The organism is Leifsonia sp. ZF2019 (assembly GCF_019924635.1).
Classification (GTDB): Bacteria; Actinomycetota; Actinomycetes; order Actinomycetales; family Microbacteriaceae; genus Leifsonia.
Genome location: NZ_CP065037.1, coordinates 3,289,827 through 3,313,970 on the forward strand (window position 1 = coordinate 3,289,827; position 24,144 = coordinate 3,313,970).

The 24,144-nt window shown below is 68.2% G+C and carries 21 protein-coding genes; 2 read left to right on the plus strand and 19 right to left on the minus strand.

Annotation, left to right across the window (positions count from 1 at the left end):
* From rplC to IT072_RS16350, 19 genes are all read right to left on the minus strand, one after another.
* Nucleotides 1-660: a 50S ribosomal protein L3 gene (gene rplC / locus IT072_RS16260; protein ID WP_223357876.1), complete on the minus strand. Its 660-nt coding sequence runs from the start codon at nucleotides 658-660 to the stop codon at nucleotides 1-3.
* A gap of 14 nt (nucleotides 661-674) precedes the next feature.
* Entirely contained in the window at nucleotides 675-983 is a 309-nt protein-coding gene (gene rpsJ / locus IT072_RS16265) for a 30S ribosomal protein S10 (RefSeq protein ID WP_005050520.1), read from the minus strand.
* A 405-nt stretch (nucleotides 984-1,388) separates the two neighbouring features.
* The gene (locus IT072_RS16270) at nucleotides 1,389-2,351 is read right to left on the minus strand and encodes a type IV toxin-antitoxin system AbiEi family antitoxin domain-containing protein (protein ID WP_223357877.1); all 963 of its coding nucleotides are present in this window, start codon (nucleotides 2,349-2,351) and stop codon (nucleotides 1,389-1,391) included.
* A gap of 468 nt (nucleotides 2,352-2,819) precedes the next feature.
* A complete protein-coding gene (gene tuf / locus IT072_RS16275; protein WP_223357878.1) occupies nucleotides 2,820-4,013 on the minus strand; it encodes an elongation factor Tu in 1,194 nt (397 codons plus the stop codon).
* A gap of 113 nt (nucleotides 4,014-4,126) precedes the next feature.
* The gene (gene fusA / locus IT072_RS16280) at nucleotides 4,127-6,241 is read right to left on the minus strand and encodes an elongation factor G (RefSeq protein ID WP_263282051.1); all 2,115 of its coding nucleotides are present in this window, start codon (nucleotides 6,239-6,241) and stop codon (nucleotides 4,127-4,129) included.
* Nucleotides 6,242-6,325: 84 nt separating this feature from the next.
* A complete protein-coding gene (gene rpsG / locus IT072_RS16285; RefSeq protein WP_021759597.1) occupies nucleotides 6,326-6,796 on the minus strand; it encodes a 30S ribosomal protein S7 in 471 nt (156 codons plus the stop codon).
* On the minus strand, nucleotides 6,796-7,170 hold the full coding sequence (rpsL, locus tag IT072_RS16290) for a 30S ribosomal protein S12 (RefSeq protein ID WP_011186743.1): 375 nt from the start codon (nucleotides 7,168-7,170) through the stop codon (nucleotides 6,796-6,798). Before rpsL ends, rpsG begins: the two co-directional genes overlap by 1 nt.
* A 337-nt stretch (nucleotides 7,171-7,507) precedes the next feature.
* Entirely contained in the window at nucleotides 7,508-8,002 is a 495-nt protein-coding gene (locus IT072_RS16295; RefSeq protein WP_223357879.1) for a hypothetical protein, read from the minus strand.
* A 10-nt stretch (nucleotides 8,003-8,012) separates the two neighbouring features.
* Nucleotides 8,013-9,128 (minus strand): hypothetical protein, encoded by a 1,116-nt coding sequence (locus tag IT072_RS16300; RefSeq protein WP_223357880.1) that lies wholly within the window; start codon nucleotides 9,126-9,128, stop codon nucleotides 8,013-8,015.
* Nucleotides 9,129-9,361: 233 nt separating this feature from the next.
* Nucleotides 9,362-9,592, minus strand: coding sequence for a hypothetical protein (locus IT072_RS16305; protein WP_223357881.1), 231 nt, complete (start codon nucleotides 9,590-9,592; stop codon nucleotides 9,362-9,364).
* An 84-nt stretch (nucleotides 9,593-9,676) separates the two neighbouring features.
* Entirely contained in the window at nucleotides 9,677-13,552 is a 3,876-nt protein-coding gene (rpoC, locus tag IT072_RS16310) for a DNA-directed RNA polymerase subunit beta' (protein WP_223357882.1), read from the minus strand.
* 48 nt (nucleotides 13,553-13,600) lie between these two features.
* The gene (gene rpoB / locus IT072_RS16315; protein WP_223357883.1) at nucleotides 13,601-17,098 is read right to left on the minus strand and encodes a DNA-directed RNA polymerase subunit beta; all 3,498 of its coding nucleotides are present in this window, start codon (nucleotides 17,096-17,098) and stop codon (nucleotides 13,601-13,603) included.
* A 321-nt stretch (nucleotides 17,099-17,419) separates the two neighbouring features.
* Nucleotides 17,420-18,457 (minus strand): SDR family oxidoreductase, encoded by a 1,038-nt coding sequence (locus tag IT072_RS16320; protein ID WP_223357884.1) that lies wholly within the window; start codon nucleotides 18,455-18,457, stop codon nucleotides 17,420-17,422.
* 45 nt (nucleotides 18,458-18,502) lie between these two features.
* Nucleotides 18,503-19,174, minus strand: a complete 672-nt coding sequence (locus IT072_RS16325) for a response regulator transcription factor (protein ID WP_223357885.1) — start codon at nucleotides 19,172-19,174, stop codon at nucleotides 18,503-18,505.
* Complete coding sequence (locus IT072_RS16330) at nucleotides 19,171-20,322, minus strand: sensor histidine kinase (protein WP_223357886.1); 1,152 nt, start codon at nucleotides 20,320-20,322, stop codon at nucleotides 19,171-19,173. The genes IT072_RS16325 and IT072_RS16330 overlap by 4 nt, the downstream gene beginning before the upstream one ends.
* A 7-nt stretch (nucleotides 20,323-20,329) precedes the next feature.
* Complete coding sequence (locus tag IT072_RS16335) at nucleotides 20,330-20,848, minus strand: hypothetical protein (RefSeq protein ID WP_223357887.1); 519 nt, start codon at nucleotides 20,846-20,848, stop codon at nucleotides 20,330-20,332.
* A gap of 117 nt (nucleotides 20,849-20,965) precedes the next feature.
* Entirely contained in the window at nucleotides 20,966-21,277 is a 312-nt protein-coding gene (locus IT072_RS16340; RefSeq protein ID WP_223357888.1) for a hypothetical protein, read from the minus strand.
* Between the two features lie 179 nt (nucleotides 21,278-21,456).
* Complete coding sequence (locus IT072_RS16345) at nucleotides 21,457-21,957, minus strand: hypothetical protein (protein ID WP_223357889.1); 501 nt, start codon at nucleotides 21,955-21,957, stop codon at nucleotides 21,457-21,459.
* Nucleotides 21,958-22,614: 657 nt separating this feature from the next.
* Nucleotides 22,615-22,932, minus strand: coding sequence for a WXG100 family type VII secretion target (locus IT072_RS16350; RefSeq protein WP_223357890.1), 318 nt, complete (start codon nucleotides 22,930-22,932; stop codon nucleotides 22,615-22,617).
* A 35-nt stretch (nucleotides 22,933-22,967) separates the two neighbouring features.
* Here IT072_RS16350 and IT072_RS16355 point away from each other — a divergent pair, with 35 nt between their 5' ends.
* Both IT072_RS16355 and IT072_RS16360 read left to right on the plus strand, forming a co-directional pair.
* Complete coding sequence (locus tag IT072_RS16355; RefSeq protein WP_223357891.1) at nucleotides 22,968-23,255, plus strand: WXG100 family type VII secretion target; 288 nt, start codon at nucleotides 22,968-22,970, stop codon at nucleotides 23,253-23,255.
* Between the two features lie 19 nt (nucleotides 23,256-23,274).
* Nucleotides 23,275-24,141 carry a spermidine synthase gene (locus IT072_RS16360; protein ID WP_223357892.1) on the plus strand — a complete coding sequence of 289 codons (867 nt, stop codon included), beginning with the start codon at nucleotides 23,275-23,277 and terminating at the stop codon, nucleotides 24,139-24,141.
* Nucleotides 24,142-24,144 lie beyond the last annotated feature (3 nt).

The window sequence follows — 24,144 nt, forward strand, 5'->3', positions numbered from 1 at the left end:
TTAGGCCCCCTTCACTGCGTTGCGGACGAAAACGATGCGGCCACGAGCACCGGGAACGGCGCCCTTGACCAGCAGCAGGCCCTTCTCGGCGTCGACGGCCTGGACCTTGAGGTTCAGGACGGTGACGCGCTCGCCGCCCATGCGACCGGCCATGCGCATGCCCTTGAAGACACGGCTCGGGGTCGAGGAGGCGCCGATGGAGCCTGGCTTGCGGTGGTTGCGGTGCGCACCGTGCGAAGCGGAGACGCCCTGGAAGTTGTGGCGCTTCATGACACCGGCGAAGCCCTTGCCCTTCGAGGTGCCGACGACGTCGACCAGCTGGCCGGCCTCGAACGTGCCCTCGACGGTGAGCTCCTGGCCGGCGCTGTAGTCGGCCGCGTCCGCGGTGCGGACCTCGGTGAGGTGACGACGCGGGGTGACGCCCGCCTTGTCGAAGTGGCCGGCGGCCGGCTTGGTCACCTTGCGCGGGTCGATCTGGCCGTAGGCGATCTGCACGGCGTTGTAGCCGTCCGCCTCGGGGGTGCGGACCTGGGTCACGACGTTCGGCGTGATCTCGATGACGGTCACGGGGATGAGCTTGTTGTTCTCGTCCCAGACCTGGGTCATGCCGAGCTTCTTGCCGAGGAGGCCGCGGGAGGTCTTGGTCTCGTTGTTGGACATAGCGACACTCCCCCTTAGAGCTTGATCTCGATGTTGACGTCCGCCGGCAGGTCGAGACGCATGAGCGAGTCGACGGCCTTCGGGGTCGGGTCGATGATGTCGATCAGCCGCTTGTGCGTGCGCATCTCGAAGTGCTCGCGGCTGTCCTTGTACTTGTGGGGCGAACGGATGACGCACACCACGTTCTTCTCGGTGGGAAGCGGCACCGGGCCGACGACGGTCGCGCCGGCACGGGTCACCGTGTCGACGATCTTGCGCGCCGAGGTGTCGATGACCTCGTGGTCATACGACTTAAGCCGAATGCGGATCTTCTGTCCCGCCATGTCTGACTCTCTCTCTTGTTATGGCGTCGTACGGTCGGCTCCTGGTGGATCCGATCCGCATTGGACGCGGTGCGACGAACGCAGGGGAACGCCACTATTCTTCTGTCAACTCCCCGACCCCCGCGCTCGGGCGTGTCGCCCGAATCGAGGACAGGGAAAACCCCTTGTCCCCGAGGGTGGTCGTTGTGAGCGTGTCCTGCTGCCTGCGGCCTAACCATCGTCCCGCCGGCCTCGAGAGGCCTCGCGGTGGGCTATGCACTGCCTGGCAGTGATCCGTTCGAAGCGCGCGTGAGCACACCCGTCCCGGAATGTTGAACTAGACAAGTTTGCCAGATGCGCGCCGATGCTGCAACCCGGGCGTGTCGCGGGCGCGCCCCGCCTCCGCCGCGGTTTGGGACGAGCGCTCTACCGCGCCGGACCGCGCTCGTCCCGGAGCGCAGCTCGCGCTGTCGGAACGCCGGCGGAGCCGAGCACCGCCTGCAGCGCACGCGGGTCGCACGCCGTCTCCCAGCGCCATCGCACCACGCGGAGGCCGAGAGCACGGAGCCGGTCTTCCCGGATCTTCTCGTCGAGCACCACCCGCTCGGCCGATCGTCCGTCGCGCAGCGCAGGATCGAGATATTTGGCGTCGCCGTCCGCCTCTCCCACGGCGTTCGACTCAGGCCAGGCGAAGTCGACGTGGCCGACGAGCCCCGCCGCGTCCCGGTACGCCATCTGGAGTCGGGGGACCGCCATCCCGGCGACGCGCATGCTCGCTCGGCTGACGGACTCCAGCGGTGACTCCGCCCGGCCATCGGCGAACTCGATCAGTTCGAGGGAGCGCCGATGCCCTCGCTGGGGCAGGGCGCGAAGCCAGGATGCGAGGAGGTCCGCCTTCCGCACCCCTCGCCGGAGCGCGGCATCGGCCGACGGAAGCGCGTCTCTCATCGAGGCGCTTGCACCGAGATCCACGACGGTGCGCTCGATGGACGTGCAGCGGAGCGAACCCAGTTCGACGACGTCGACGGCAGCGACCCCGGTGCAATGCGCGACGACGCCGGGCACTGAGCGCCCTCCGCTCGTGGGTGGGAGGATGACGTGTATCGAGGCGAGCGCCTGCCGGGACACAGGCAGTCCGTGCAGCAGCGCGGCGGACCAGTGGGAGAACACCGGTGGCCGCGACCTCGTCCGGGCGTGGGCGAGCACTCGCAGCTTCGCTTGCTCGAGGTCGTCCAACGCGTCCCACCGCTCGCGTTCGACGTATGCGCCGCGAGCGACGCGGACCTCCTTTCCGGCGGCCACAGCGCGGGCGTGCTGCCGCCGGGTCTCCCCGGTGAAGAGGAGATCGCGGACGAGGACGAGATCGGGGCTGCTGCTGTGATCGCTCATCCTCGACAGATACCCGGAGCCGACACCCCCGTGCCCCCGATCCGCCGACACGTGGATGACGCTCGATTCACCCAGACCTGTGAAGAACTACCAGCCGCTGCAGTTCGGGACGACCGCTGCGCGGCGCCGCGCAGCGGTCGTCCCGTAGAGCAGCGGTCACGCACATAAGGGAGCGGGGCTCGGCAGGTCTGCCGGCCCCGCTCGAGCAGCGCCTCGCGCCGCTGCTCAGTTGGTGTGAAGTCCGCTCACGCGGTGTCCGAACTCTCCGTCCGTGATCCGGTCAGCGGCTTCTCCTGGTTGGCGAGGTTCATGCTCTCCATAGGCGTCTCCCTTCATCGACGGACCCGTTCGGTTGAAACGGTGAATCCATACTGCGCTTCGCGGCGCCGAAGGTAAAGACCCCCCACACGACACGAAAGAGGGCCGGGCCCGAAGGCCCGACCCTCTCGCGAGTCAGTCGAAGACGACTTACTTGATGATCTTCGTCACCGTACCGGCGCCCACGGTGCGGCCACCCTCACGGATGGCGAAGCCGAGGCCCTCCTCCATGGCGATCGGCTGGATCAGCTCGACCGTCATGTCGGTGGTGTCGCCGGGCATGACCATCTCGGTGCCCTCGGGCAGCGAGATGACGCCGGTGACGTCGGTGGTACGGAAGTAGAACTGCGGGCGGTAGTTCGTGTAGAAGGGGTTGTGACGGCCACCCTCCTCCTTCGAGAGGATGTAGGCGGTGCCCTCGAAGTTGGTGTGCGGCGTGACCGAACCCGGCTTCACGACGACCTGACCGCGCTCGACGTCCTCGCGCTTGGTGCCACGGAGGAGCAGACCACAGTTCTCGCCGGCCCAGGCCTCGTCGAGCTGCTTGTGGAACATCTCGATACCCGTGACGGTGGTCTTCTGCGTCGGGCGGATGCCGACGATCTCGACCTCGGAGTTGATGGCCAGCGTGCCACGCTCGGCGCGGCCCGTGACGACGGTTCCACGACCGGTGATCGTGAAGACGTCCTCGATCGGCATCAGGAACGGCTTGTCCTTGTCGCGCACCGGGTCCGGGATGGACTCGTCGACGGCCTCCATGAGGTCGAGGACCGACTGGACCCACTTCTCGTCGCCCTCGAGAGCCTTGAGGCCCGAGACGCGGACGACCGGAGCGTCGTCACCCGGGAAGTCCTGGCTCGAGAGGAGCTCGCGGACCTCGAGCTCGACGAGCTCCAGGATCTCCTCGTCGTCGACCATGTCGGACTTGTTCAGCGCGACCAGCAGGTACGGCACGCCGACCTGCTTGGCGAGCAGAACGTGCTCACGGGTCTGAGCCATCGGGCCGTCGGTGGCGGCGACCACGAGGATCGCGCCGTCCATCTGAGCGGCACCGGTGATCATGTTCTTGATGTAGTCGGCGTGACCCGGGGCGTCAACGTGCGCGTAGTGGCGCTTCGGCGTCTCGTACTCGACGTGCGAGATGTTGATCGTGATACCACGCTGACGCTCTTCCGGAGCCGAGTCGATCGACGCGAAGTCGCGCTGAACGTTGGTCGCCGACGGGTACTTGTCAGCAAGCACCTTGGAGATCGCCGCGGTGAGCGTCGTCTTGCCGTGGTCGACGTGACCGATGGTTCCGATGTTGACGTGCGGCTTAGTCCGCTCGAACTTGGCCTTAGCCACTGGGTCCTCCTCAGGACTCTCATGTAGGTATCCCGGTCGATGGATTTCGACCGGCAGACCTACGGGATTGGTTTCTTATGTTACGGGATGTTCTTCAAAGGGAGCGACCGAGGTCACTCGCCCTTGCTCTTCTGAACGATCTCGTCGGCGACGGCCTTCGGGACCTCCGCGTAGCTGTCGAAGGTCATCGAGTACACCGCGCGGCCCGACGTCTTGGAACGCAGGTCGCCGATGTAGCCGAACATCTCCGACAGGGGGACGTTGGCGCGGATGACCTTGACGCCACTCGCCTCCTCCATCGACTGGATCTGACCACGACGGGAGTTGAGGTCACCGATCACATCGCCCATGTACTCCTCGGGCGTGCGCACCTCGACCGCCATGAGCGGCTCGAGGAGCACGGGGTTCGCCTTGCGAGCGGCCTCCTTGTAGGCCATCGATCCGGCGATCTTGAACGCCATCTCCGAGGAGTCGACGTCGTGCGACGCACCGTCGACGAGCGTCGCCTTGACGCCCACCGTCGGGAAGCCGGCGAGCACGCCGACCTGCATCGCGTCCTGGATGCCCGCGTCGACCGAGGGGATGTACTCGCGCGGGACGCGACCACCCGTGACGGCGTTGACGAACTCGTAGGACGTCTCGGGGGTGACCTCCATCGGCTCGAGGGAGATCTGCACCTTCGCGAACTGACCGGAACCACCGGTCTGCTTCTTGTGGGTGTAGTCGTACTTCTCGACCGGGCGACGGAGCGTCTCGCGGTAGGCCACCTGCGGCTTGCCGACGTTGGCCTCGACGTTGAACTCGCGCTTCATGCGGTCGACCAGGATGTCGAGGTGGAGCTCGCCCATGCCCTTGATGACCGTCTGACCGGTCTCCTGGTTCTGCTCGGTGCGGAACGTCGGGTCCTCTTCGGCGAGCTTCTGGATCGCGGTGCCCAGCTTCTCCTGGTCGGCCTTGGTCTTCGGCTCGATGGCGACCTCGATGACCGGCTCCGGGAACGTCATCGACTCGAGGACGACCTGGTTGTCCGGGTCGCACAGGGTGTCGCCGGTGGTGGTGTCCTTGAGGCCGATGACCGCGTAGATGTTGCCGGCGGTGACGAAGTCGACCGGGTTCTCCTTGTTCGCGTGCATCTGGAAGATCTTGCCGATGCGCTCCTTACGGCCCTTGGTCGAGTTCACGACCGCGGCACCGGAGTCGACGCGGCCCGAGTACACGCGCACGTAGGTCAGACGACCGAAGAACGGGTGCACCGCGACCTTGAACGCCAGGGCCGAGAACGGCTCGGTGGCGTCGGCGTGACGGAGGATGACCTTCTCCTCGTCGCGCGGGTCGTGCGCCTCGATGGCGGGCACGTCGAGCGGTGACGGGAGGTAGTCGATCACGGCGTCGAGCATGGGCTGCACACCGCGGTTCTTGAACGCGGAGCCGCAGAGCACCGGGTAGATCTCGTTGTTCACGGTGAGCTTGCGGATGGCCGCCTTGATCTCCGGAACGGTGATCTCCTCGCCGCCGAAGAACTTCTCGAGCAGCACGTCGTCGGACTCGGCGACGGTCTCGAGCAGCTTGGCGCGGTACTCCTCGGCCTTGGCCTGCAGGTCGGCGGGGATCTCCTGGACCTCGTACTTGGCGCCCATGGTGACATCACCCTTGGCGTCGCCCGGCCAGACCAGCGCGCGCATCTCGATCAGGTCGACGACGCCGACGAAGTCGGACTCGGAGCCGATCGGGAGCTGCATCACCAGCGGCTTCGCGCCGAGGCGGGAGACGATGGTGTCGACGGTGAAGTAGAAGTCGGCGCCCAGCTTGTCCATCTTGTTGACGAAGCAGATGCGGGGGACGACGTACTTGTCGGCCTGACGCCAGACGGTCTCCGACTGGGGCTCGACGCCCTCCTTCGCGTCGAACACGGCGACGGCGCCGTCGAGGACGCGGAGCGAACGCTCCACCTCGACGGTGAAGTCGACGTGACCCGGCGTGTCGATGATGTTGATCTGGTTCTTGTTCCAGAAACAGGTGACGGCCGCGGACGTGATGGTGATGCCGCGCTCCTTCTCCTGCTCCATCCAGTCGGTGGTCGAGGCGCCGTCGTGCGTCTCACCGATCTTGTGGTTGACGCCCGTGTAGAACAGGATGCGCTCGGTCGTAGTGGTCTTGCCGGCATCGATGTGGGCCATGATGCCGATGTTGCGGACCTTTGTCAGGTCGGTGAGCACGTCCTGTGCCACAGGGTTCCTCCGAAAAGTAGAGAGTGGAAGGGGCGCCGTCCGGGCGGCTCCCCGAAGGGTGCAACGCCCGGACGGCGAAGAGTGTTACCAGCGGTAGTGCGCGAAGGCCTTGTTCGACTCGGCCATCTTGTGGGTGTCCTCGCGACGCTTCACGGCGGCGCCGAGGCCGTTCGAGGCGTCCAGGATCTCGTTGGTGAGACGCTCGGTCATCGTCTTCTCGCGACGACCCTTGGCGTAGCTCGTGAGCCAGCGGAGCGCGAGAGTGTTCGCGCGGTGCGGCTTGACCTCGACCGGCACCTGGTAGGTCGAGCCGCCGACGCGGCGGCTGCGGACCTCGAGGGTCGGGCGGATGTTGTCGAGCGCCTTCTTGAGCGTGGTGACCGCGTCGTTGCCCGACTTGGAGGAGACGCCCTCGAGCGCGTCGTAGACGATGCGCTCGGCGAGGCCCTTCTTGCCGTCGAGGAGGATCTTGTTGACGAGCTGGCTGACGACAGGCGAGCCGTAGACCGGGTCGGCGACGACGGGGCGCTTCGGAGCGGGACCCTTGCGAGGCATTACTTCTTCTCCATCTTCGCGCCGTAGCGGCTGCGAGCCTGCTTGCGGTTCTTGACGGCCTGGGTGTCCAGGGCGCCGCGGACGATCTTGTAGCGGACGCCAGGGAGGTCCTTCACGCGACCGCCGCGGACGAGCACCATCGAGTGCTCCTGCAGGTTGTGGCCCTCACCGGGGATGTAGGCGGTGACCTCGGTGCCGTTGGAGAGCTTCACACGGGCGACCTTGCGGAGCGCGGAGTTCGGCTTCTTCGGGGTGGTGGTGTAGACGCGGGTGCAGACGCCGCGCTGCTGGGGGTTGGCCTTCAGGGCGGGGGCCTTGGTCTTGGTGACCTTCGGCGTCCGACCCTTCCGCACCAACTGCTGAATGGTAGGCACTACTTCTCCTTATATGGACTGCACGGTGACAGTTGTTGCTTGTCCCATGACCGACTCACCCGCCGGGCGGGTCATTCGGTCGTCTGGGGAATCGGCCGACGAATGAAGGCTCGCCGCCGATATGCCGTGGGGGCCGGGATCCCGTGCGGTCTCCCTGCCCATCGGATGAGTACGTGCCGGCCCGCCCGCTCCTCCATCGCTGGTCCCATTTCTGGGCACGGAACGAGCGCGCAGCAGAGCGCACACCCGATAAATGTTATCGTCCGCGCCCTTCCCGGTCAAATGAGAGCGGCTGTGGTAGGCCCTCGTCCGCGCAGGGCGAAACCGGTGCCTGCGCTCACTCGTCGCCGTCCCGCTCCCACGGCCAGCGTGGACGCCCCCGCTGGCTGAACCGGCCCACCAGGACGAGCTGGTAGAGCAGCGTGACGACGAACGAGACGATCCCGACCAGAACCGCGTACCAGCTGCCGAACTGGCCGGCGGCGAACAGGAGCGCACGCAGCGATTGCGAGGGATCCCCCGCGATGCCGGCCACCGCTCCCGCCACCACGAAGACCAGGTAGCAGACCAGCCCGACCAGGAGGGCCGTGCCGGGTGCGATGCGCTGGCGATCGGCGGGCACGCGCGTCCCGATCCCGATCAGCGCCAGCAGCAGAGCGACGACCGCCGCCCCCGTCATGGCAGGGCCCACGAGCGTCCCGACCGCCGGGTCGGCGACCACCTCGGTGTTGGTCGCGAGCGACAGGAGGCCGAAGCCCGCGACGATCAGCGCGAGGTCGAGGCCCGCGGCGAAGAGGGCCACGACACTCGCATAGGCGCGTTCGTCACGCATGACCGCCCGATCAGTACCCCTGCTGCGAGGCGTACGCGGCGACGGCCTGGTTCTGCGCATCGGCGACCTGCTGCTCGTAGTCCGCCTGGGCCTCCGCGTTGCGGGCCTTCAGCTTGCGACCGCGCCCGGCGAGCCAGGCACCGGTCCACACCGAGATCTCGCGGGCGATGACGCCGGCGAGCACGGCGAACGGGTTGAGCCACGCGCTGCGGAGGAGGATGGCGAACTCGGCCGGGGTGCGGTCGAGGAAGCGGGCATCCACGAGGTAGGCGCCGACGTAGCAGAAGTAGACGAAGACGGCGACGACGAGGCCGCCGAGGATGTACGCCCACCAGCGCGCCCGGTTCACGATCTGCACGAGCACGACCATGCCCACGAAGAAGGCGACGACCGGGACCCAGCCCGAGATCTGCTGCGTGTAGTACTGGAGCAGTGCCTGCAGGTACTCGTTGCTGGGCGTCAGAAGCGCGCCGACGACGACGACCGCTACGCTCCACAGCAGCGCGAACGCGACCGTCCCGACGAGCACGATCAGGATGCCCGTGCCCCGGTTGCTCTTGCGCTTCGGCGGCTCGGGCCGCTGCAGGAAGATCGGCGCGACGGGCTGCGGCTGCACCGGGACGGCCGTGCCGGTCGGCTCCGGCGCCCACGCTCCGGTCGCGGCCGGAGCGGTCCCGTATGCGGTGGTCACGGCTGGAGCGGTCTGCGCTTCCGCGGCGGCGGCAGCGGCGACCACGGGCGCGGCGGCCTCCGCCGGCGACGCGGTGTCGACGGTGGCGGTGCCGGCGGCCGTGGCCCCGGCCTCCCCCGGCTGTGCGGCCGTGCGCGCGACCGCGGCCGCGATGTCGTCGTCGGTGCTCACCACGGGTTCTGGCTCCGTCACGGCGGCCGGCGCGGGAGGAGCAGCGGCGGGAACGGGAGCCGCCTCCTCGGTCTTCGTGTCGCCGGCGGGACGGTTCACATGCCCGCGCGCGGAGACCGAGCTCGACGGCGGGTCCACGACCTCCGGATCGGAGTCGTGCGGCTCAGCAGCGGCGGACGCGGCCGCACCCGTTGCGGGCTCCGCGGGCGTCGCCTGCTGCTCCCCCGTGTCCGCGGATGCGGAGTCCGGTGTCGTGTCGCTCATCGTGGCACCTCCAGGGGCCCGGCGGGCCCGTCGTGGTGCCCACTGTAGCAACGGGCTGCGGGATGTGAAGGGAGGCGGACCGAGGGCGGTCAGGTCATGTCGAGCTATCGGTGGGCCACGCCGTCACGGGGCGAGAATCCGGCGGCGGCGAAGGGATGTCACCGTCTTCCCCGCCGTCGCAGGCGTGATCGCCTCGCTTACAGGTGCCCCGTGATGTCCCGTCGCGCCACGGATCAGCGGCGCTTGAAGTCCCCGCGACGGCTCGCGAGGTAGACGAGCACGCCCGCGAGGACGGCGCAGCCCATGGTGGTCAGCCAGAACGGGAGGGTCGCGGCGGCGTGGCCGGCGGTCGCCTGGACGATGCCGACGACGAAGCTGACCACGGCGACGACGAGCGCGACGGCCGAGAAACCGACCATCGCCCGGCCGGTCGTGTCCGTGTACTCGAGGAGATGGCGCCACATGGGTTCCATTCTCCCGCATGACCGGGGGGGGAACGACGACGGCCCCCGACGCGTTCGCGCCGGGGGCCGTCGTGGTACGGGACCTTAGTTGTAGGTGCCGGGGGTGTAGTCGTCCGAGCTGAAGCTGTCGAAGTCGACGAAGCTCAGGTCGTTCTCGCTGAAGGCGGAGTCGTCGGCGAAGATGCGGTTGGGGTACCGCTCGGCCTTGGCCTCCTCCGTCGCCTCGACGGTGACGTTCCGGTAGCGCTGCAGGCCGGTGCCGGCCGGGATGAGCTTACCGATGATGACGTTCTCCTTGAGGCCGATCAGCGGGTCGGACTTGCCCTCCATGGCCGCCTGCGTCAGGACGCGGGTGGTCTCCTGGAAGGATGCGGCCGACAGCCACGACTCGGTCGCCAGCGACGCCTTGGTGATACCCATGACCTCCTGACGCGCCGAGGCCGTCTTCTTGCCCTCCTGCAGCGCCGCGCGGTTGATCTCGTTGTACCGCGAGCGGTCGACGAGCTCACCCGGGAGCAGGTCGGTGTCGCCGTGGTCGACGACGGTGACCTTGCGGAGCATCTGGCGGACGATGACCTCGATGTGCTTGTCGTGGATCGGCACACCCTGCGAGCGGTAGACGCCCTGCACGCCACCGACGAGGTGCTTCTGCACCTCGCGGACACCCTTGACCCGGAGGACCTCCTTCGGGTCGACGGTGCCGACGATCAGCTGCTGGCCGAGCTCGACGTGCTGTCCGTCCTCCACCAGGAGGGTCGAACGGCGCAGCACCGGGTAGACGTGCGGCTCGTCGCCGTTGTCGGGGGTCAGGACGACCTTGCGGGACTTGTCCGTCTCCTCGATGACGATACGGCCGGCGGCCTCGGCGATCGGGGACGCACCCTTGGGGGTACGGGCCTCGAACAGCTCCTGGACACGCGGCAGACCCTGGGTGATGTCGTCCGCGGAGGCCGAACCACCGGTGTGGAAGGTACGCATGGTCAGCTGCGTGCCGGGCTCACCGATCGACTGGGCCGCGATGATGCCGACGGCCTCGCCGATGTCCACCAGCTTGCCGGTCGCGAGCGAACGGCCATAGCAGGCGGCGCAGACGCCGACCGCGGACTCGCAGGTGAGCACGGAGCGCACCTTGATGTCCTGGACACCGGCAGCGACCAGCTTGTCGATGAGCACGTCGCCCACGTCGTCACCGGCGGCGGCGACCACGGTGCCGTCGGGCGAGACCGCGTCGGCGGCCAGCGTCCGGGCGAACACCGAGTTCTCCACGTTCGGGTCACGGGTGAGGGTGCCGTCCTCGCCGACCGTCGCGATCGGGAGGTCGAGGCCCTTGGTCGTGCCGCAGTCGTCCTCACGGATGATGACATCCTGCGAGACGTCCACCAGACGACGGGTCAGGTAGCCCGAGTCCGCCGTACGGAGAGCCGTGTCGGCCAGACCCTTGCGGGCACCGTGCGTCGCGATGAAGTACTCCGCCACCGACAGACCCTCGCGGTACGAGGAGATGATCGGACGGGGGATGATCTCACCCTTCGGGTTGTTCACCAGACCACGCATACCGGCGATGTTGCGCACCTGCAGCCAGTTACCACGGGCGCCCGAGGTGACCATGCGGTTGATGGTGTTGTCGGCCGGGAAGTTGGCGCGCATGGCCTCGGCGACCTCGTTGGTCGCCTCCGTCCAGAGCTTCACCAGCTCCTGACGACGCTCGAGGTCGGTCGTGAGACCCTTCTCGAACTCCGCCGTGATCTTGGCGGCCTTCTTCTCGTAGCCCGCGACGATCTGCGGCTTGTTCGGCGGCGTGAGGATGTCGCTCAGCGCGACGGTCACACCGGAACGGGTGCCCCAGTAGAAGCCGGCGTCCTTGATCCGGTCGAGCGCCGCGGCGACCTCCACCTTCGGGTACCGCTCGGCAAGGGCGTTCACGATCGACGAGATCATGCCCTTGTCGGCGACGGCCTCCACGTAGGGGTAATCGGCCGGGAGCGCCTCGTTGAAGAGGGCGCGGCCCAGCGTGGTCTCCACGATCGCGGTGGTCGGCTGCGTTCCGGTGTCCGCCGCGTCGGACGGCACGTAGTTGTCGAGACGGATCTTGACGGTCGCATTCAGGTGCAGCGAGCCCTGGTCCTTGGCGAGGATCGCCTCCGAGACGGAGGAGAACGCACGGCCCTCGCCCACGGCGCCCTCGCGGACGGTGGTGAGGTGGTGCAGACCGATGATCATGTCCTGCGAGGGCAGGGTGACCGGGCGGCCGTCGGACGGCTTCAGGATGTTGTTCGAGGCGAGCATCAGGATGCGGGCCTCGGCCTGGGCCTCGACCGACAGCGGCAGGTGCACGGCCATCTGGTCGCCGTCGAAGTCCGCGTTGAACGCGGCGCAGACGAGCGGGTGCAGCTGGATGGCCTTGCCCTCGACGAGCTGGGGCTCGAACGCCTGGATGCCGAGACGGTGCAGCGTGGGCGCGCGGTTCAGGAGCACGGGGCGCTCGCGGATGATCTCCTCGAGCACGTCCCACACCTGTGGGCGCGAACGCTCCACCATGCGCTTGGCGGCCTTGATGTTCTGAGCGTGGCTCAGGTCGATCAGGCGCTTGATCACGAACGGCTTGAACAGCTCCAGCGCCATCTGCTTCGGCAGACCGCACTGGTGCAGCTTGAGCTGCGGGCCGACGATGATGACCGAACGGCCCGAGTAGTCGACGCGCTTTCCGAGCAGGTTCTGGCGGAAGCGTCCCTGCTTGCCCTTCAGCATGTCGCTGAGGGACTTGAGGGCGCGGTTGCCGGTACCCGTCACGGGGCGTCCGCGGCGGCCGTTGTCGAACAGGGCGTCGACGGCCTCCTGCAGCATGCGCTTCTCGTTGTTCACGATGATCTCGGGGGCCCCGAGGTCGAGCAGGCGGCGCAGACGGTTGTTGCGGTTGATCACGCGGCGGTACAGGTCGTTCAGGTCGCTGGTCGCGAAGCGGCCACCGTCGAGCTGCACCATCGGGCGCAGCTCCGGCGGGATGACCGGGACGACGTCGAGGACCATCGCGGCCGGCGAGTTGCCGGTCGCGAGGAACGACGAGACGACGCGCAGACGCTTGATCGCGCGGATCTTCTTCTGGCCCTTGCCCGTGGCGATCTGCTCGCGGAGCAGCTCGGCCTCGGCGTTCAGGTCGAAGGCCTGCAGACGGCGCTTGATCGACTCGGCGCCCATGTAGGCCTCGAAGTACAGACCGTAGCGGTCGACGAGCTCGTTGAAGTCCGCGTCCTCGGGCTTGAGGTCGCCGACCTTGAGGGTGCGGAACGACTCCCACACGCGCTCGAGACGGGCGATGTCCTCGTCGAAGGACTTGCGGAGCTGGCCCATCTCCTTCTCGGCGGTGTCCTTGACGCGACGCTTCTGGTCGGCCTTGGCACCCTCCTCCTCGAGCGCGGCGAGGTCGACCTCGAGGCGCTGGAGACGCTCGGCGACGCGGGAGTCGCGCTGGTCCGACAGCGTCTTGATCTCGAGGCGGAGCTCGTTCTCGAGGCCGGGCATGTCGGCGTGACGGCCCTCCTCGTCCACGTCGATCACCATGTAGGCAGCGAAGTAGATGACCTTCTCGAGGTCCTTCGGCGCCATGTCGAGCAGGTAGCCGAGACGGCTGGGCACGCCCTTGAAGTACCAGATGTGCGTGACCGGCGCGGCGAGCTCGATGTGGCCCATGCGCTCACGGCGGACGGAGGACTTGGTGACCTCCACGCCGCAGCGCTCGCAGACGATGCCCTTGAAGCGGACGCGCTTGTACTTGCCGCACGAGCACTCCCAGTCACGCGACGGTCCGAAGATCTGCTCTCCGAAGAGACCGTCCTTCTCCGGCTTCAGCGTGCGGTAGTTGATCGTCTCCGGCTTCTTGACCTCGCCGTAGGACCAACGACGGATGTCGTCGGCGGTCGCCAGGCCGATACGCAGCTCATCAAAAGTTGTTGCGTCGAGCAATGTTCACTCTCTCCTGTAAAGAATTCGTCAGGTGGGTCTGGCTGCGGGTCAGATCTCGTCGATCGACGAGGACTCGAAGCGGGAGGAGATGTTGATGCCGAGCTCTTCCGCAGCGCGGAAGGCCTCGTCGTCCGCGTCGCGCAGGCTGACCTGCTGGCCGTCGGCCGAGAGGACCTCGACGTTCAGGCAGAGCGACTGCATCTCCTTGATGAGCACCTTGAAGGACTCCGGGATGCCCGGCTCCTGGATGTTCTCACCCTTGACGATGGCCTCGTAGACCTTCACGCGGCCGAGGATGTCGTCCGACTTGATGGTCAGGAGCTCCTGCAGCGCGTATGCGGCGCCGTAGGCCTCGAGGGCCCACACCTCCATCTCACCGAAACGCTGTCCACCGAACTGCGCCTTACCACCGAGCGGCTGCTGGGTGATCATCGAGTACGGGCCGGTCGAACGGGCGTGGATCTTGTCGTCGACGAGGTGGTGCAGCTTCAGGATGTACATGTAGCCGACCGAGATCGGGTCCGGGTACGGCTCGCCGGAGCGGCCGTCGAAGAGCTGCGTCTTGCCGGACGAGCCGATGAGGCGGTCGCCGTCGCGGGTGGGGAGCGTCGAGTCGAGCAGACCGGCGATCTCCTCCTCCTTCGCGCCGTCGAACACCGGGGTCGCGACCTTGGTGCCGGGGGCCGCGCTGAACGCGGCCTCGGGCAGGTCGGCGGCCCACTTGGGCTTGCCCTTGACCTCCCAGCCGTTCTGGGCGATCCAGCCGAGGTGGATCTCGAGCACCTGGCCGAAGTTCATTCGACCGGGCACACCCAGCGGGTTGAGGATCACGTCGACCGGGGTGCCGTCCGCGAGGAACGGCATGTCCTCGACCGGCAGGATCTTCGAGATGACGCCCTTGTTGCCGTGACGACCGGCGAGCTTGTCGCCCGCGGTGATCTTGCGCTTCTGGGCGATGTAGACCACCACGCGCTGGTTGACGCCCGAGCCGAGCTCGTCGTCGCCGTCCTGCGCGTCGAAGACCTTGACACCGATGATGGTGCCCTCCTCGCCGTGGGGCACCTTGAGGGAGGTGTCGCGCACCTCGCGGCTCTTCTCGTTGAAGATCGCGCGGAGCAGGCGTTCCTCGGCCGAGAGCTCGGTCTCGCCCTTCGGGGTGACCTTGCCGACGAGGATGTCGCCGGGGCGAACCTCGGCGCCGATGCGGATGATGCCGCGCTCGTCGAGGTCGGCCAGGAGGTCCGGGCTGACGTTCGGGAGGTCGCGGGTGATCTCCTCCTTGCCGAGCTTGGTGTCGCGGGCGTCGACCTCGTACTCCTCGATGTGGATCGAGGAGAGGGTGTCGTCCTTCACCAGGTTCTGGCTGAGGATGATCGCGTCCTCGAAGTTGTGACCCTCCCAGGGCATGAACGCGATGAGCAGGTTCTTGCCGAGCGCGAGCTCGCCGTTCTCGGTGGCGGGGCCGTCGGCGACGACCTCTCCGACCTCGATGCGGTCGCCCTCGTCCACGACCACGCGGTGGTTGTACGACGTGCCCTGGTTGGAGCGGTCGAACTTGCGCAGGTAGTAGGTCTTGACCGTGCCGTCGTCCGCCTGGACGGTGACCGCGTCGGCCGAGACCTCGCTGACCACACCGGCCTTCTCGGCGGTGACGACGTCACCGGCGTCGATGGCCGCGAAGCCCTCCATGCCGGTTCCGACGACCGGGCTCTCCGAGCGGAGCAGCGGCACCGCCTGGCGCTGCATGTTCGCACCCATGAGGGCTCGGTTGGCGTCGTCGTGCTCGAGGAAGGGGATCAGGGAGGTACCCACCGACACCATCTGGCGCGGGGAGACGTCCATGTAGCCGATCTCGTCGGCGGGGACGAGGTCGACCTCGCCGCCCTTCTGCCGGGCGAGGACGCGCTCCTCGGTGAAGTGGCCGTTCGAGTCGAGCGGGGCGTTGGCCTGCGCGACGACGAAGTCGTCCTCCTCGGAGGCGGTCAGGTAGTCGATCTGCTCGGTGACCCGGCCATCGACGACCTTGCGGTACGGCGTCTCGATGAAGCCGAACGAGTTGATGCGCGCGAACGACGCGAGCGAGCCGATCAGGCCGATGTTCGGGCCTTCCGGGGTCTCGATCGGGCACATGCGGCCGTAGTGCGACGGGTGGACGTCGCGGACCTCGACGCCGGCGCGCTCGCGGCTCAGACCGCCGGGGCCGAGGGCCGAGAGGCGGCGCTTGTGCGTCAGACCCGCGAGCGGGTTGTTCTGGTCCATGAACTGCGACAGCTGGCTCGTTCCGAAGAACTCCTTGATCGCGGCGACGACGGGGCGCACGTTGATCAGGGTCTGCGGGGTGATCGCCTCGATGTCCTGCGTGGTCATGCGCTCGCGGACGACGCGCTCCATGCGGGAGAGACCGGTGCGGACCTGGTTCTGGATGAGCTCGCCGACGGCGCGGATGCGACGGTTGCCGAAGTGGTCGATGTCGTCGACGTCCAGGCGGATCTCGGCCGGCTCTCCGTTGCGGAGACCCGTGAACGTGGTCTGGCCGTCGTGCAGGGAGACCAGGTACTTGATCGTCGCGATGATGTCCTGGACGGTCAGCACCGAGTCCGTGAGCGGGGCCTCGAGGCCGAGCTTGCGGTTGATCTTGTAGCGGCCGACCTTGGCGAGGTCGTAGCGCTTCGGGTTGAAGTAGAAGTTGTCGAGGAGCGCACGCGCGGCCTCGGCGGCGACCTGCTCGCCCGGACGCAGCTTGCGGTAGATGTCCTTGAGCGCCTCCTCCTTCGTGAGGATGGCGTCCTTCTCGAGGGTCAGCTCGATCGACTGGAAGCCCGCGAACTCGGAGAGGATCTCCTCGCTGGTCAGGCCGAGCGCCTTGAGGAAGACGGTGACGGACTGCTTGCGCTTGCGGTCGATGCGCACGCCCACCTGGTCGCGCTTGTCGATCTCGAACTCGAGCCAGGCTCCGCGGCTCGGGATGATGCGCGCCGAGTAGATGTCCTTGTCCGAGGTCTTGTCGGCGGTCGACTCGAAGTAGACGCCCGGCGAGCGGACGAGCTGCGAGACGACGACACGCTCGGTGCCGTTGATGATGAAGGTGCCTCGCTCCGTCATGAGCGGGAAGTCGCCCATGAAGACCGTCTGCGTCTTGATCTCACCGGTGAGGTGGTTCATGAACTCGGCCTCGACGTAGAGCGGGGCCGCGTAGGTCTTGCCCTTCTCCTTGCACTCGTCGATCGAGTACTTCTTCTCTTCGAGGAAGGGGTTCGTGAACGAGAGCTGCATGGTCTCGCCGAGGTCCTCGATGGGGGAGATCTCCTCGAAGATCTCCTCGAGGCCGGTGCTCCCGGGCAGATCCTGGCGACCCTGGGCCTCGGCTTCGGCGACGCGGGCCTTCCACGCGTCGTTTCCGACCAGCCAGTCGAAGCTCTCGGTCTGCAGTGCGAGCAGATCGGGAACGGTCAGGGTGTCCGTGATCTTGGCGAACGAGAGACGAGATGCGGCTCGTCCGTTCTTGGGTGTCTTGTCGGTGTTGGTTGCGTTGCGCGCAGCAGCCAAGGAAATAACCTCCGTGGGCCCCGTCAGGCCAGTAACTGTCGGTCAGTGATGATGTCGGTGTGAGGACGAGCTGTTTTTCAACAGCGACTCCCAGCGGTGCGCCGCCGTATCTGACCCGAGGGATCGGGCCCAGGCGTGCGCGGGGAAAGACGAAGCCGACCGCAATATGAAGGCGAAAGATCTGACTGGGAGCGCAAAGAACAACTATATGTCAAAAGGGCGCGCCGTGTCCAGTCTTTTCTTGACCGGGAGTGCAGATGTGCGGTATAACCCCGCGCGGAGTGCCACTATTCCCTCAGAATCCGCGTGTTTCCGCGGTTGTCACCGCCGCAGCGGGAGGGTGTCGACGGTGGCGGCGAGTGCCGTCTCGCGCGTGCGCGGCTCCCAGCCGAGCATCGTCAGCGCCTTCTCTGCGGAGGCCCGCCGCTGCGCCCCGACCTCCGGGAGGGCGTCCCGGACCGTCCGGCTGAACGGCGCGACGGCGCGCAGCATCCACGCGGGCATGACCTTCGTCGGGACGCGTCTTCCGGCATCCTCGCCCAGCCGGCCACGGATGAACCGCGCGACCTGCGCGGCGCTCATCACCTCCCCCGCGATGGCCAGGAAACGTTCGCCGGCGGCCTCCGGCCGCGTCATCGCCAGGAGGTGGAGCGCGGCGACGTCGCGCACGTCCACGATCCCGAACCAGACGTCCGGGAGACGAGGGATCCGGCCGTCGCATACCAGCCGGATGAGCTCGACCGAGCTCGAGACGTCGGGTCCGAGCACCGGGCCGAGGATCCCGACCGGGTTCACGGTCGCGAGCTGCATGGCCCCGCCCGCCGACCGGTGCTCGTCGATGAAGCTCCACGCCGCTCGTTCGGCGATGGTCTTCGATCGCACGTAGGCGCTGACCGGCCGCCCGCTGTCGAGCTCGGTCCAGTCCTTCTCCGTGAACGCGCGCGCCGTCGGAGCGTGGCCGTAGCCGATCGCCGCGAAGGAGGAGGTCTGCACCACCCGCTCGACGCCGGCGTCCGCCGCCGCCCGCAGCACGCGCAGCGCCCCGTCCCTCGCCGGGACGATCAGCTCGTCCGGGTCCTTCGGCTGCCGTGCCGGGAACGGGGAGGCGACGTGGAGCACGAACCGGCAGCCGTCGACCGCCTGCGCCCAGCCGTCGTCGACGGTGAGGTCGGCCACGGCGAAGCCGAGGCGGTCACCCGGGTCGTCGAGGCCGGCGACGCCCAGCTGCGAGCGGACGTCGGCCGCCCGTGCCGGGGTCCTGATCGTCGCGCGGACGTCGTAGCCCGCCTCGAGGAGCGTCGCGACGCAGTGCGCGCCCACGAATCCCGAGCCTCCCGTCACCAGCACGCGGTCCGCCATGCGCCCATCCTCCTCCGCGGCACGACCCCGCGGTAGACGCGCGGCTCAGGACCGGACGAGCGCGATCGCCTGCGCGCGGTCGCGGACGGCGAGCTTGGCGAAGATCGCGTTGATGTGGGTCTTGACCGTCGCGACGCTCACGAACAGCCCGGCGGCGATCTCGGGGTTGCTCCGCCCCTCCCCGACGAGCGCGAGGACCTCCGCCTCCCGGCGGGTGAGGGCCGGGAACCGGGCGATCAGCGACTCGGCCGCCGTCGGAACGGTCCCCGCCACGACGGGGGCGGTGGTGAGGGAGCTGACGATCCGGGCGCCGACCTCCGGCGCGAACGTCGACTGCCCGCTGGCGACCGCGCGGACCGCCGCCGCGAGCTCCACCCGCCCGGCGTCCTTGGTGAGGTAGCCGCGGGCGCCCGCGCGCAGGGCGGAGAGGATGGACGCGTCGTCCGCGTACGTCGTGAGCACGAGCACCGCCGTCTCCGGCGCGTCGCGGGCGATCCGGGCCGTCGCCGCGACACCGTCGACGCCGGGCATGCGCAGATCCATGAGCGCGACGTCGGGATGCGCCGACACGGCGAGCGCGACCGCCTGCTCGCCGTCCGCGGCCTCCCCCACGACCTCGACGTCGGGCAGCAGGCCGAGCACGGTCACCAGCCCGTCGCGGATGATCGCCTGGTCGTCGGCGACGATCACGCGGATGGTGCGCTCCTGGGCGGTCATGCGAGCCTCGCCTCCGCCGTCACGGCGAACCGGTCGCCGTCCGCACCGGCCGTGGCGGTACCGCCGAGGGGCAGCGCGGCGAATCGCTCGCGCATCCCCTCCAGTCCGTGTCCGCCGCCGCTGCGGGCGAGCTCTCCGGGGACGGATGCGCCGGCGGGGAGCGGATTGCAGACGCGAAGGGTCACGCGGTCGTCCTTCCAGTCGAGGTCTGCGCGCACCGGCTGACCGGGCGCGTGCTTGCGGGCGTTGCTCAGCGCCTCCTGCAGCGCACGCTGGAGCGCGGCGGCCTGCGCGGCGGCGAGCGGGCACGGACGGCCGGTCACCGTCAGGTCGGCGGTGGCGCCGAGCGCGCGGTGGGCTCCGATCAGGTCGTCGAGCGATGCGGCGAGCGCCTCCTCTCCGACCGTTCCCGTCGTCGCGGACTCCGGATCGCGGAGCGCCGCCACCGCCCGCCGCGCGTCGGCCAGTCCATCGGCGGCGAGACCGCGCGCGGCGACGGCGCGGCGGCGTGCCTCCTCGGTGTCCCCGGCTTCCAGGAGAGCGTCGACCGCGTCCAGCTGCACCACCAGGCCGCCGAGGCTGTGGGCGAGCACGTCGTGGAGGTCCCGCGCCAGAGCGACCCTGGCCGCCTCCTCCCGCATCTCGGCCTCACGGTCGCGCAGCAGGGCGGACTGCTCCTCCGAGCGGCGGAACTGGCGGCGGCTGAGGCCGGCGAAGGTGGCGAGCAGGATCCCGGCCAGCTCACCCAGCACCGCCGCGACCGCGGTGTCGAACGGCAGCGCGCCGGCCACGATGAGGGCGACGCTGACGAAGGCCGTGCCGAGCCCGAGAGCAGCCGGCCACCGGATGTCGCCGACGAGCACCAGGATCGCGATGGCCGCCGGCACGACGGCGACCCCATCCGTCGCCGGTGTCACGAGGGATCCGGTGGCGGCCGAGACCACCGCGAACACGAGGACGAGCCGCCGCGCGCCCAGCAGCGCGCACAGGCTGCGCGCCGCCCACGTCACGACCGCGATCATCCCCACGACGAGCACCCACGGCGGGCGCTCCGCCACGTGCGATCCGGCGATCGAGTACGCAACGAAGCCGGCGCCCACGAGATTCAACGCGAACGCCAGCCAGCCGGGCCAGATCGAGGATGTCACAGCACCATCATGCTGCGAACGCCCGGTGACGATCGAGCCGCGCCGCGAAGACGGCCGTGCGTGCGGCCCGGTTCGCCGCGAACACCAGCAGGATGATCCCGGTCGAGGCCGCCAGATGCGACCCCGCCTGCGTGGCGACCACGTCCACCCCGACACGCACCGCGATCACGGCCACCCACAGAATCAGGCCGAGCACGCCGGTCCGCGACTCGTACTCGGCGATGTCGCGCCCGTCCTTGCCGGTCGCCATCGGCCGCGCGAGCGGACGGAACCGGGCGATCGCGCCCATCCAGGCCCCGGCCGCGAGCGAGAGGAGCAGCTCACCCACCACGATCGCGAGGTCGAGCGCGCTCAGCTCCGACGGCTTCACCTGCTGGACCAGCATCACCGCCCCCACCACGGCGAAGATCGCCGGCCCGCGCCACATGCGCGCGACCACCACCGGCCGCCACACCAGCTGCTTGTACCCCACCCAGCCGATGAGCAGCACGATGAGCACCGCGTTCCCGAGCATCTGAACCGACATGACAACCTCCCCGGCCGGAGCCTCCGACCTACCCCTCCAGCGTCGCGCGCACGGGTCGGCGGCGGCACCGCCCTGGGGTGGAGACGAGGGTGGAGGTTTCGGGGTGGAGGCGGCGGCCTAGAGGTGGGTGCCCGCGGCGCACACGATCCGTCCGGAGACGGTCGCGGCATCGGCGATCACCGAACCAGGGCTACCGTCCGCCCACTCGTTGATCTGTCCGGATACTCCGTCCATCTCGATCGAGCCGTCGCGCAACGTGAGCGATTCGATGGTCACGAATGCAGCATCGTCGAACCGTGCAATGAGGCCGTCGAGTGCGGCCGGGCTTCCTTGCGTTCTCACGGCAGCATCCAGGTCAGAGGTGGCGGCTTCGACGCGAACGCCGGTCGAACTCCTCGTGCATCGTGCCGGCTCGATGTCCAGTGTCACCCTGCGCCGGCCACCCTCTGCGGCGACGTAGTCGATTCTCACGCTCGACCGCGCGCTGGGAGTTGAGGGGCTCGGTTCGGAACTGGGTGAACTGCACCCCCCAAGCGCGAGGACCATCAGGCTCACCGCCGCGAGCGTCCGCATACGCCGACGTGGCAGCCACGAGGACGCCAGCAGCATCACGAGTCGCCCGGCAACGGGATCCGCACGGAGGAGAGAACGCCTCCGGAAGCACCGATCGCCTGCATCAGGTCAACAGCATATCTGACGGACGCGACGGTCTCCTGAGTGAGCTCGGTCGCCTTCTTGGCCGCCTGGAATGCGCGGGCGACAAGCAGCGCGTCAACGAAGGCGGCGAGCGCGGGACCCACGACCGTTTCGGCCGTCGCGCCACCGATCGCGGTGCTCGCCACTGCGGCGCCGATGCAGTCCACGACGGTCGTGAAACACCCTTCGAGCTCCTCGCACGAGCCGTACACGGCTTGCGCCACTTTGCCGAGCCGATCTTCGAGGGTGCGCGCGGCCGAACCCGCTGACCGCGTGGCTGTCACGAGGCGTCCGAGATAATCGAACGCTGCGTCCGCCGCATCGCCCGTCCAGACCTCGGCGCAGAGTTTGACCGATCGTGCCAGTTGGTCGGCGACCGACTCGAAGTACCATCCGATCGCACCGGCGGACACCGACGCGCTCCCCACCTGCGAAGCATCCCCACCGAACACTTTCGCCAGCATCGCGATCGGATCCTCGTGGAACACCAGCTGGATCCCCTGATGGAGGATTCCCGACACGCTGAAGTACGGGATCGATAGGATCTTCTCAACTCGATCTTCTCAACTCGCGACCGTTGGCTTGACGGGTCGGGCCACATCGGCGACTGGAGCATTTGCGCCATCGGGCTTCGCACACACTGTTGCTGGTAACCCTCGCCGCTACGCTGGCGAGCAGAAGACTTCACCCCGAACACAGCGACGAGGATGTCGTCCGCTGCGTCGCGTTGGATGGCGTCTGAGGATTCATAGGCGGAGGCGGTTGCACGCATTGCGGATGCAGCCTGCTCCAGGGCGAGTTGCGTCCGATCGAGATGAACCTTCAGATCAGCGGCCTGACCGGCGACGAACTCGGAGATGCTTCCGAGGAAGAGATTCAGACCAGACGCGTCCGGGGCGACCCGGAAGTAGGCGTCGAGGTAGTCTTGCGGCCGCAGGAGCGCCTTCGCGCCGCGTGGGCCAACGAACGATGCGGGATAAGTCACAGGAACGACCTCGCCGCGCAGGCTCTCCAGATCAATCGCGAGCGATCGCAACGCCTCGACGTCGACATCGATCACGGCCGCCACCTCAGAATGCACCCATCAGCTTCTGCAGCCCGGCGATGCCTCGTGTGGCACCGCCTTCGGTGGCGATCTGGTCACGTTCAGCGCCCAGCAGAGAGGATGCAAGGGCATCGAGCCCGCCTGCGAGCGAATTCATCTCCGCCATCCACTCGTCGACGAGGGCTCGCACGGCGTCCCCGGAGCTGGCCGCCCAACTGGCATGGGACTCGTCGACATCAGTCCGCAACCGGGCGACGAGCGCGCCGATATCGTCACGAGCCTGCTTTGCTGCGACCGCTCCGTCGTGCATCGCCCCCTCTGCCACACCGATCGACTGCATCATATTCCCCACAAAAATTCCACATGCAATGATTGAGCATGACTAAATCAATGTTGATTGATATTAATATCATTCAAGCACTGGTCGCGCGACTCGGTGCCGCCACTCAGGAGGCCAGTCGAATACATGCCACTCTCGAAGATCAGGTCGCCGCACTGCGCGGCCAGTGGTCGGGCGACGCGTCAGATGCTTTCGAATCGGCGCACGGCGAGTGGACCAAGCGACTCGATGCTGCCACCGCACTCCTCGCCCGCGCCTCCGAACACGTCTCCTCAGCCGCCGAGGCCTTCGCCGACGTCGAGAAGGCGAACGCTGCTCGGTGGTGACCCGGCTACGCTGGACCTCGTGCCTGAGAACCCGTCGGTCGTCCTGTCGGAGAGCGGATACACCGCGCGCGTGGAGCCGGACCGGTTCGTGCCCGGGGCATACCAGCTCGTGGTGGACGGGACGCCGCAGTCGCACGTGAACCTCGATGACCCGTCGCAACTGTTCTTCGAGTACGTGCAGCGGATGGGCAACGTGATCGACCTGATCGGCGAGCCGGGTGAGCCGATCACCGCCGTACACCTCGGTGCGGGAGCCCTGACGCTGCCGCGCTACGTCGCGTACACGCGGCCCGGGTCGCGCCAGCAGGTCGTCGAGCTGGAGAGCCGGCTCGTCGAGCTGGTGCGGAACGAGCTGCCGCTGCCGCGGTACGCGCAGATCCGGGTGCGGCACGGGGACGCCCGGGAGGTCGTGGGCAAGCTGCCGGCCGGATTGCGCGGAGCAGTCGACCTCCTCGTGATCGACATCTTCAGCGGGGCGCGGACTCCCGCGCACGTGACGAGCATCGAGTTCTACCGGTCGGCGGTCTCGCTGTTGAAGCCGGACGGGATCGTGCTGGTCAACGTCGCCGACGGGCCGCCCCTCGCGTTCGCGCGCAGCCAGGTCTCGACGCTGGGCGCCGCGGTCGGGAACGTCGCTGCGCTGGCGGAGACGCAGGTGCTGAAGGGGCGCCGATTCGGCAACGTGGTCCTGGTGGGATCGAATTCGCCCCTGCCGATGGAGTGGCTGCCGCGGCTGCTGGCGAGCGGACCGCATCCGGCCAAGGCGGTGGCCGGGGACGAGCTGCGGGCCTTCGCCGCGAACGCGCCCATCGTGACGGACGCGACGAGCGTGCCGTCCCCGCCTCCCGCACGGAGCATCTTCCAGACGGGCAACCGGCGCGACTGAACG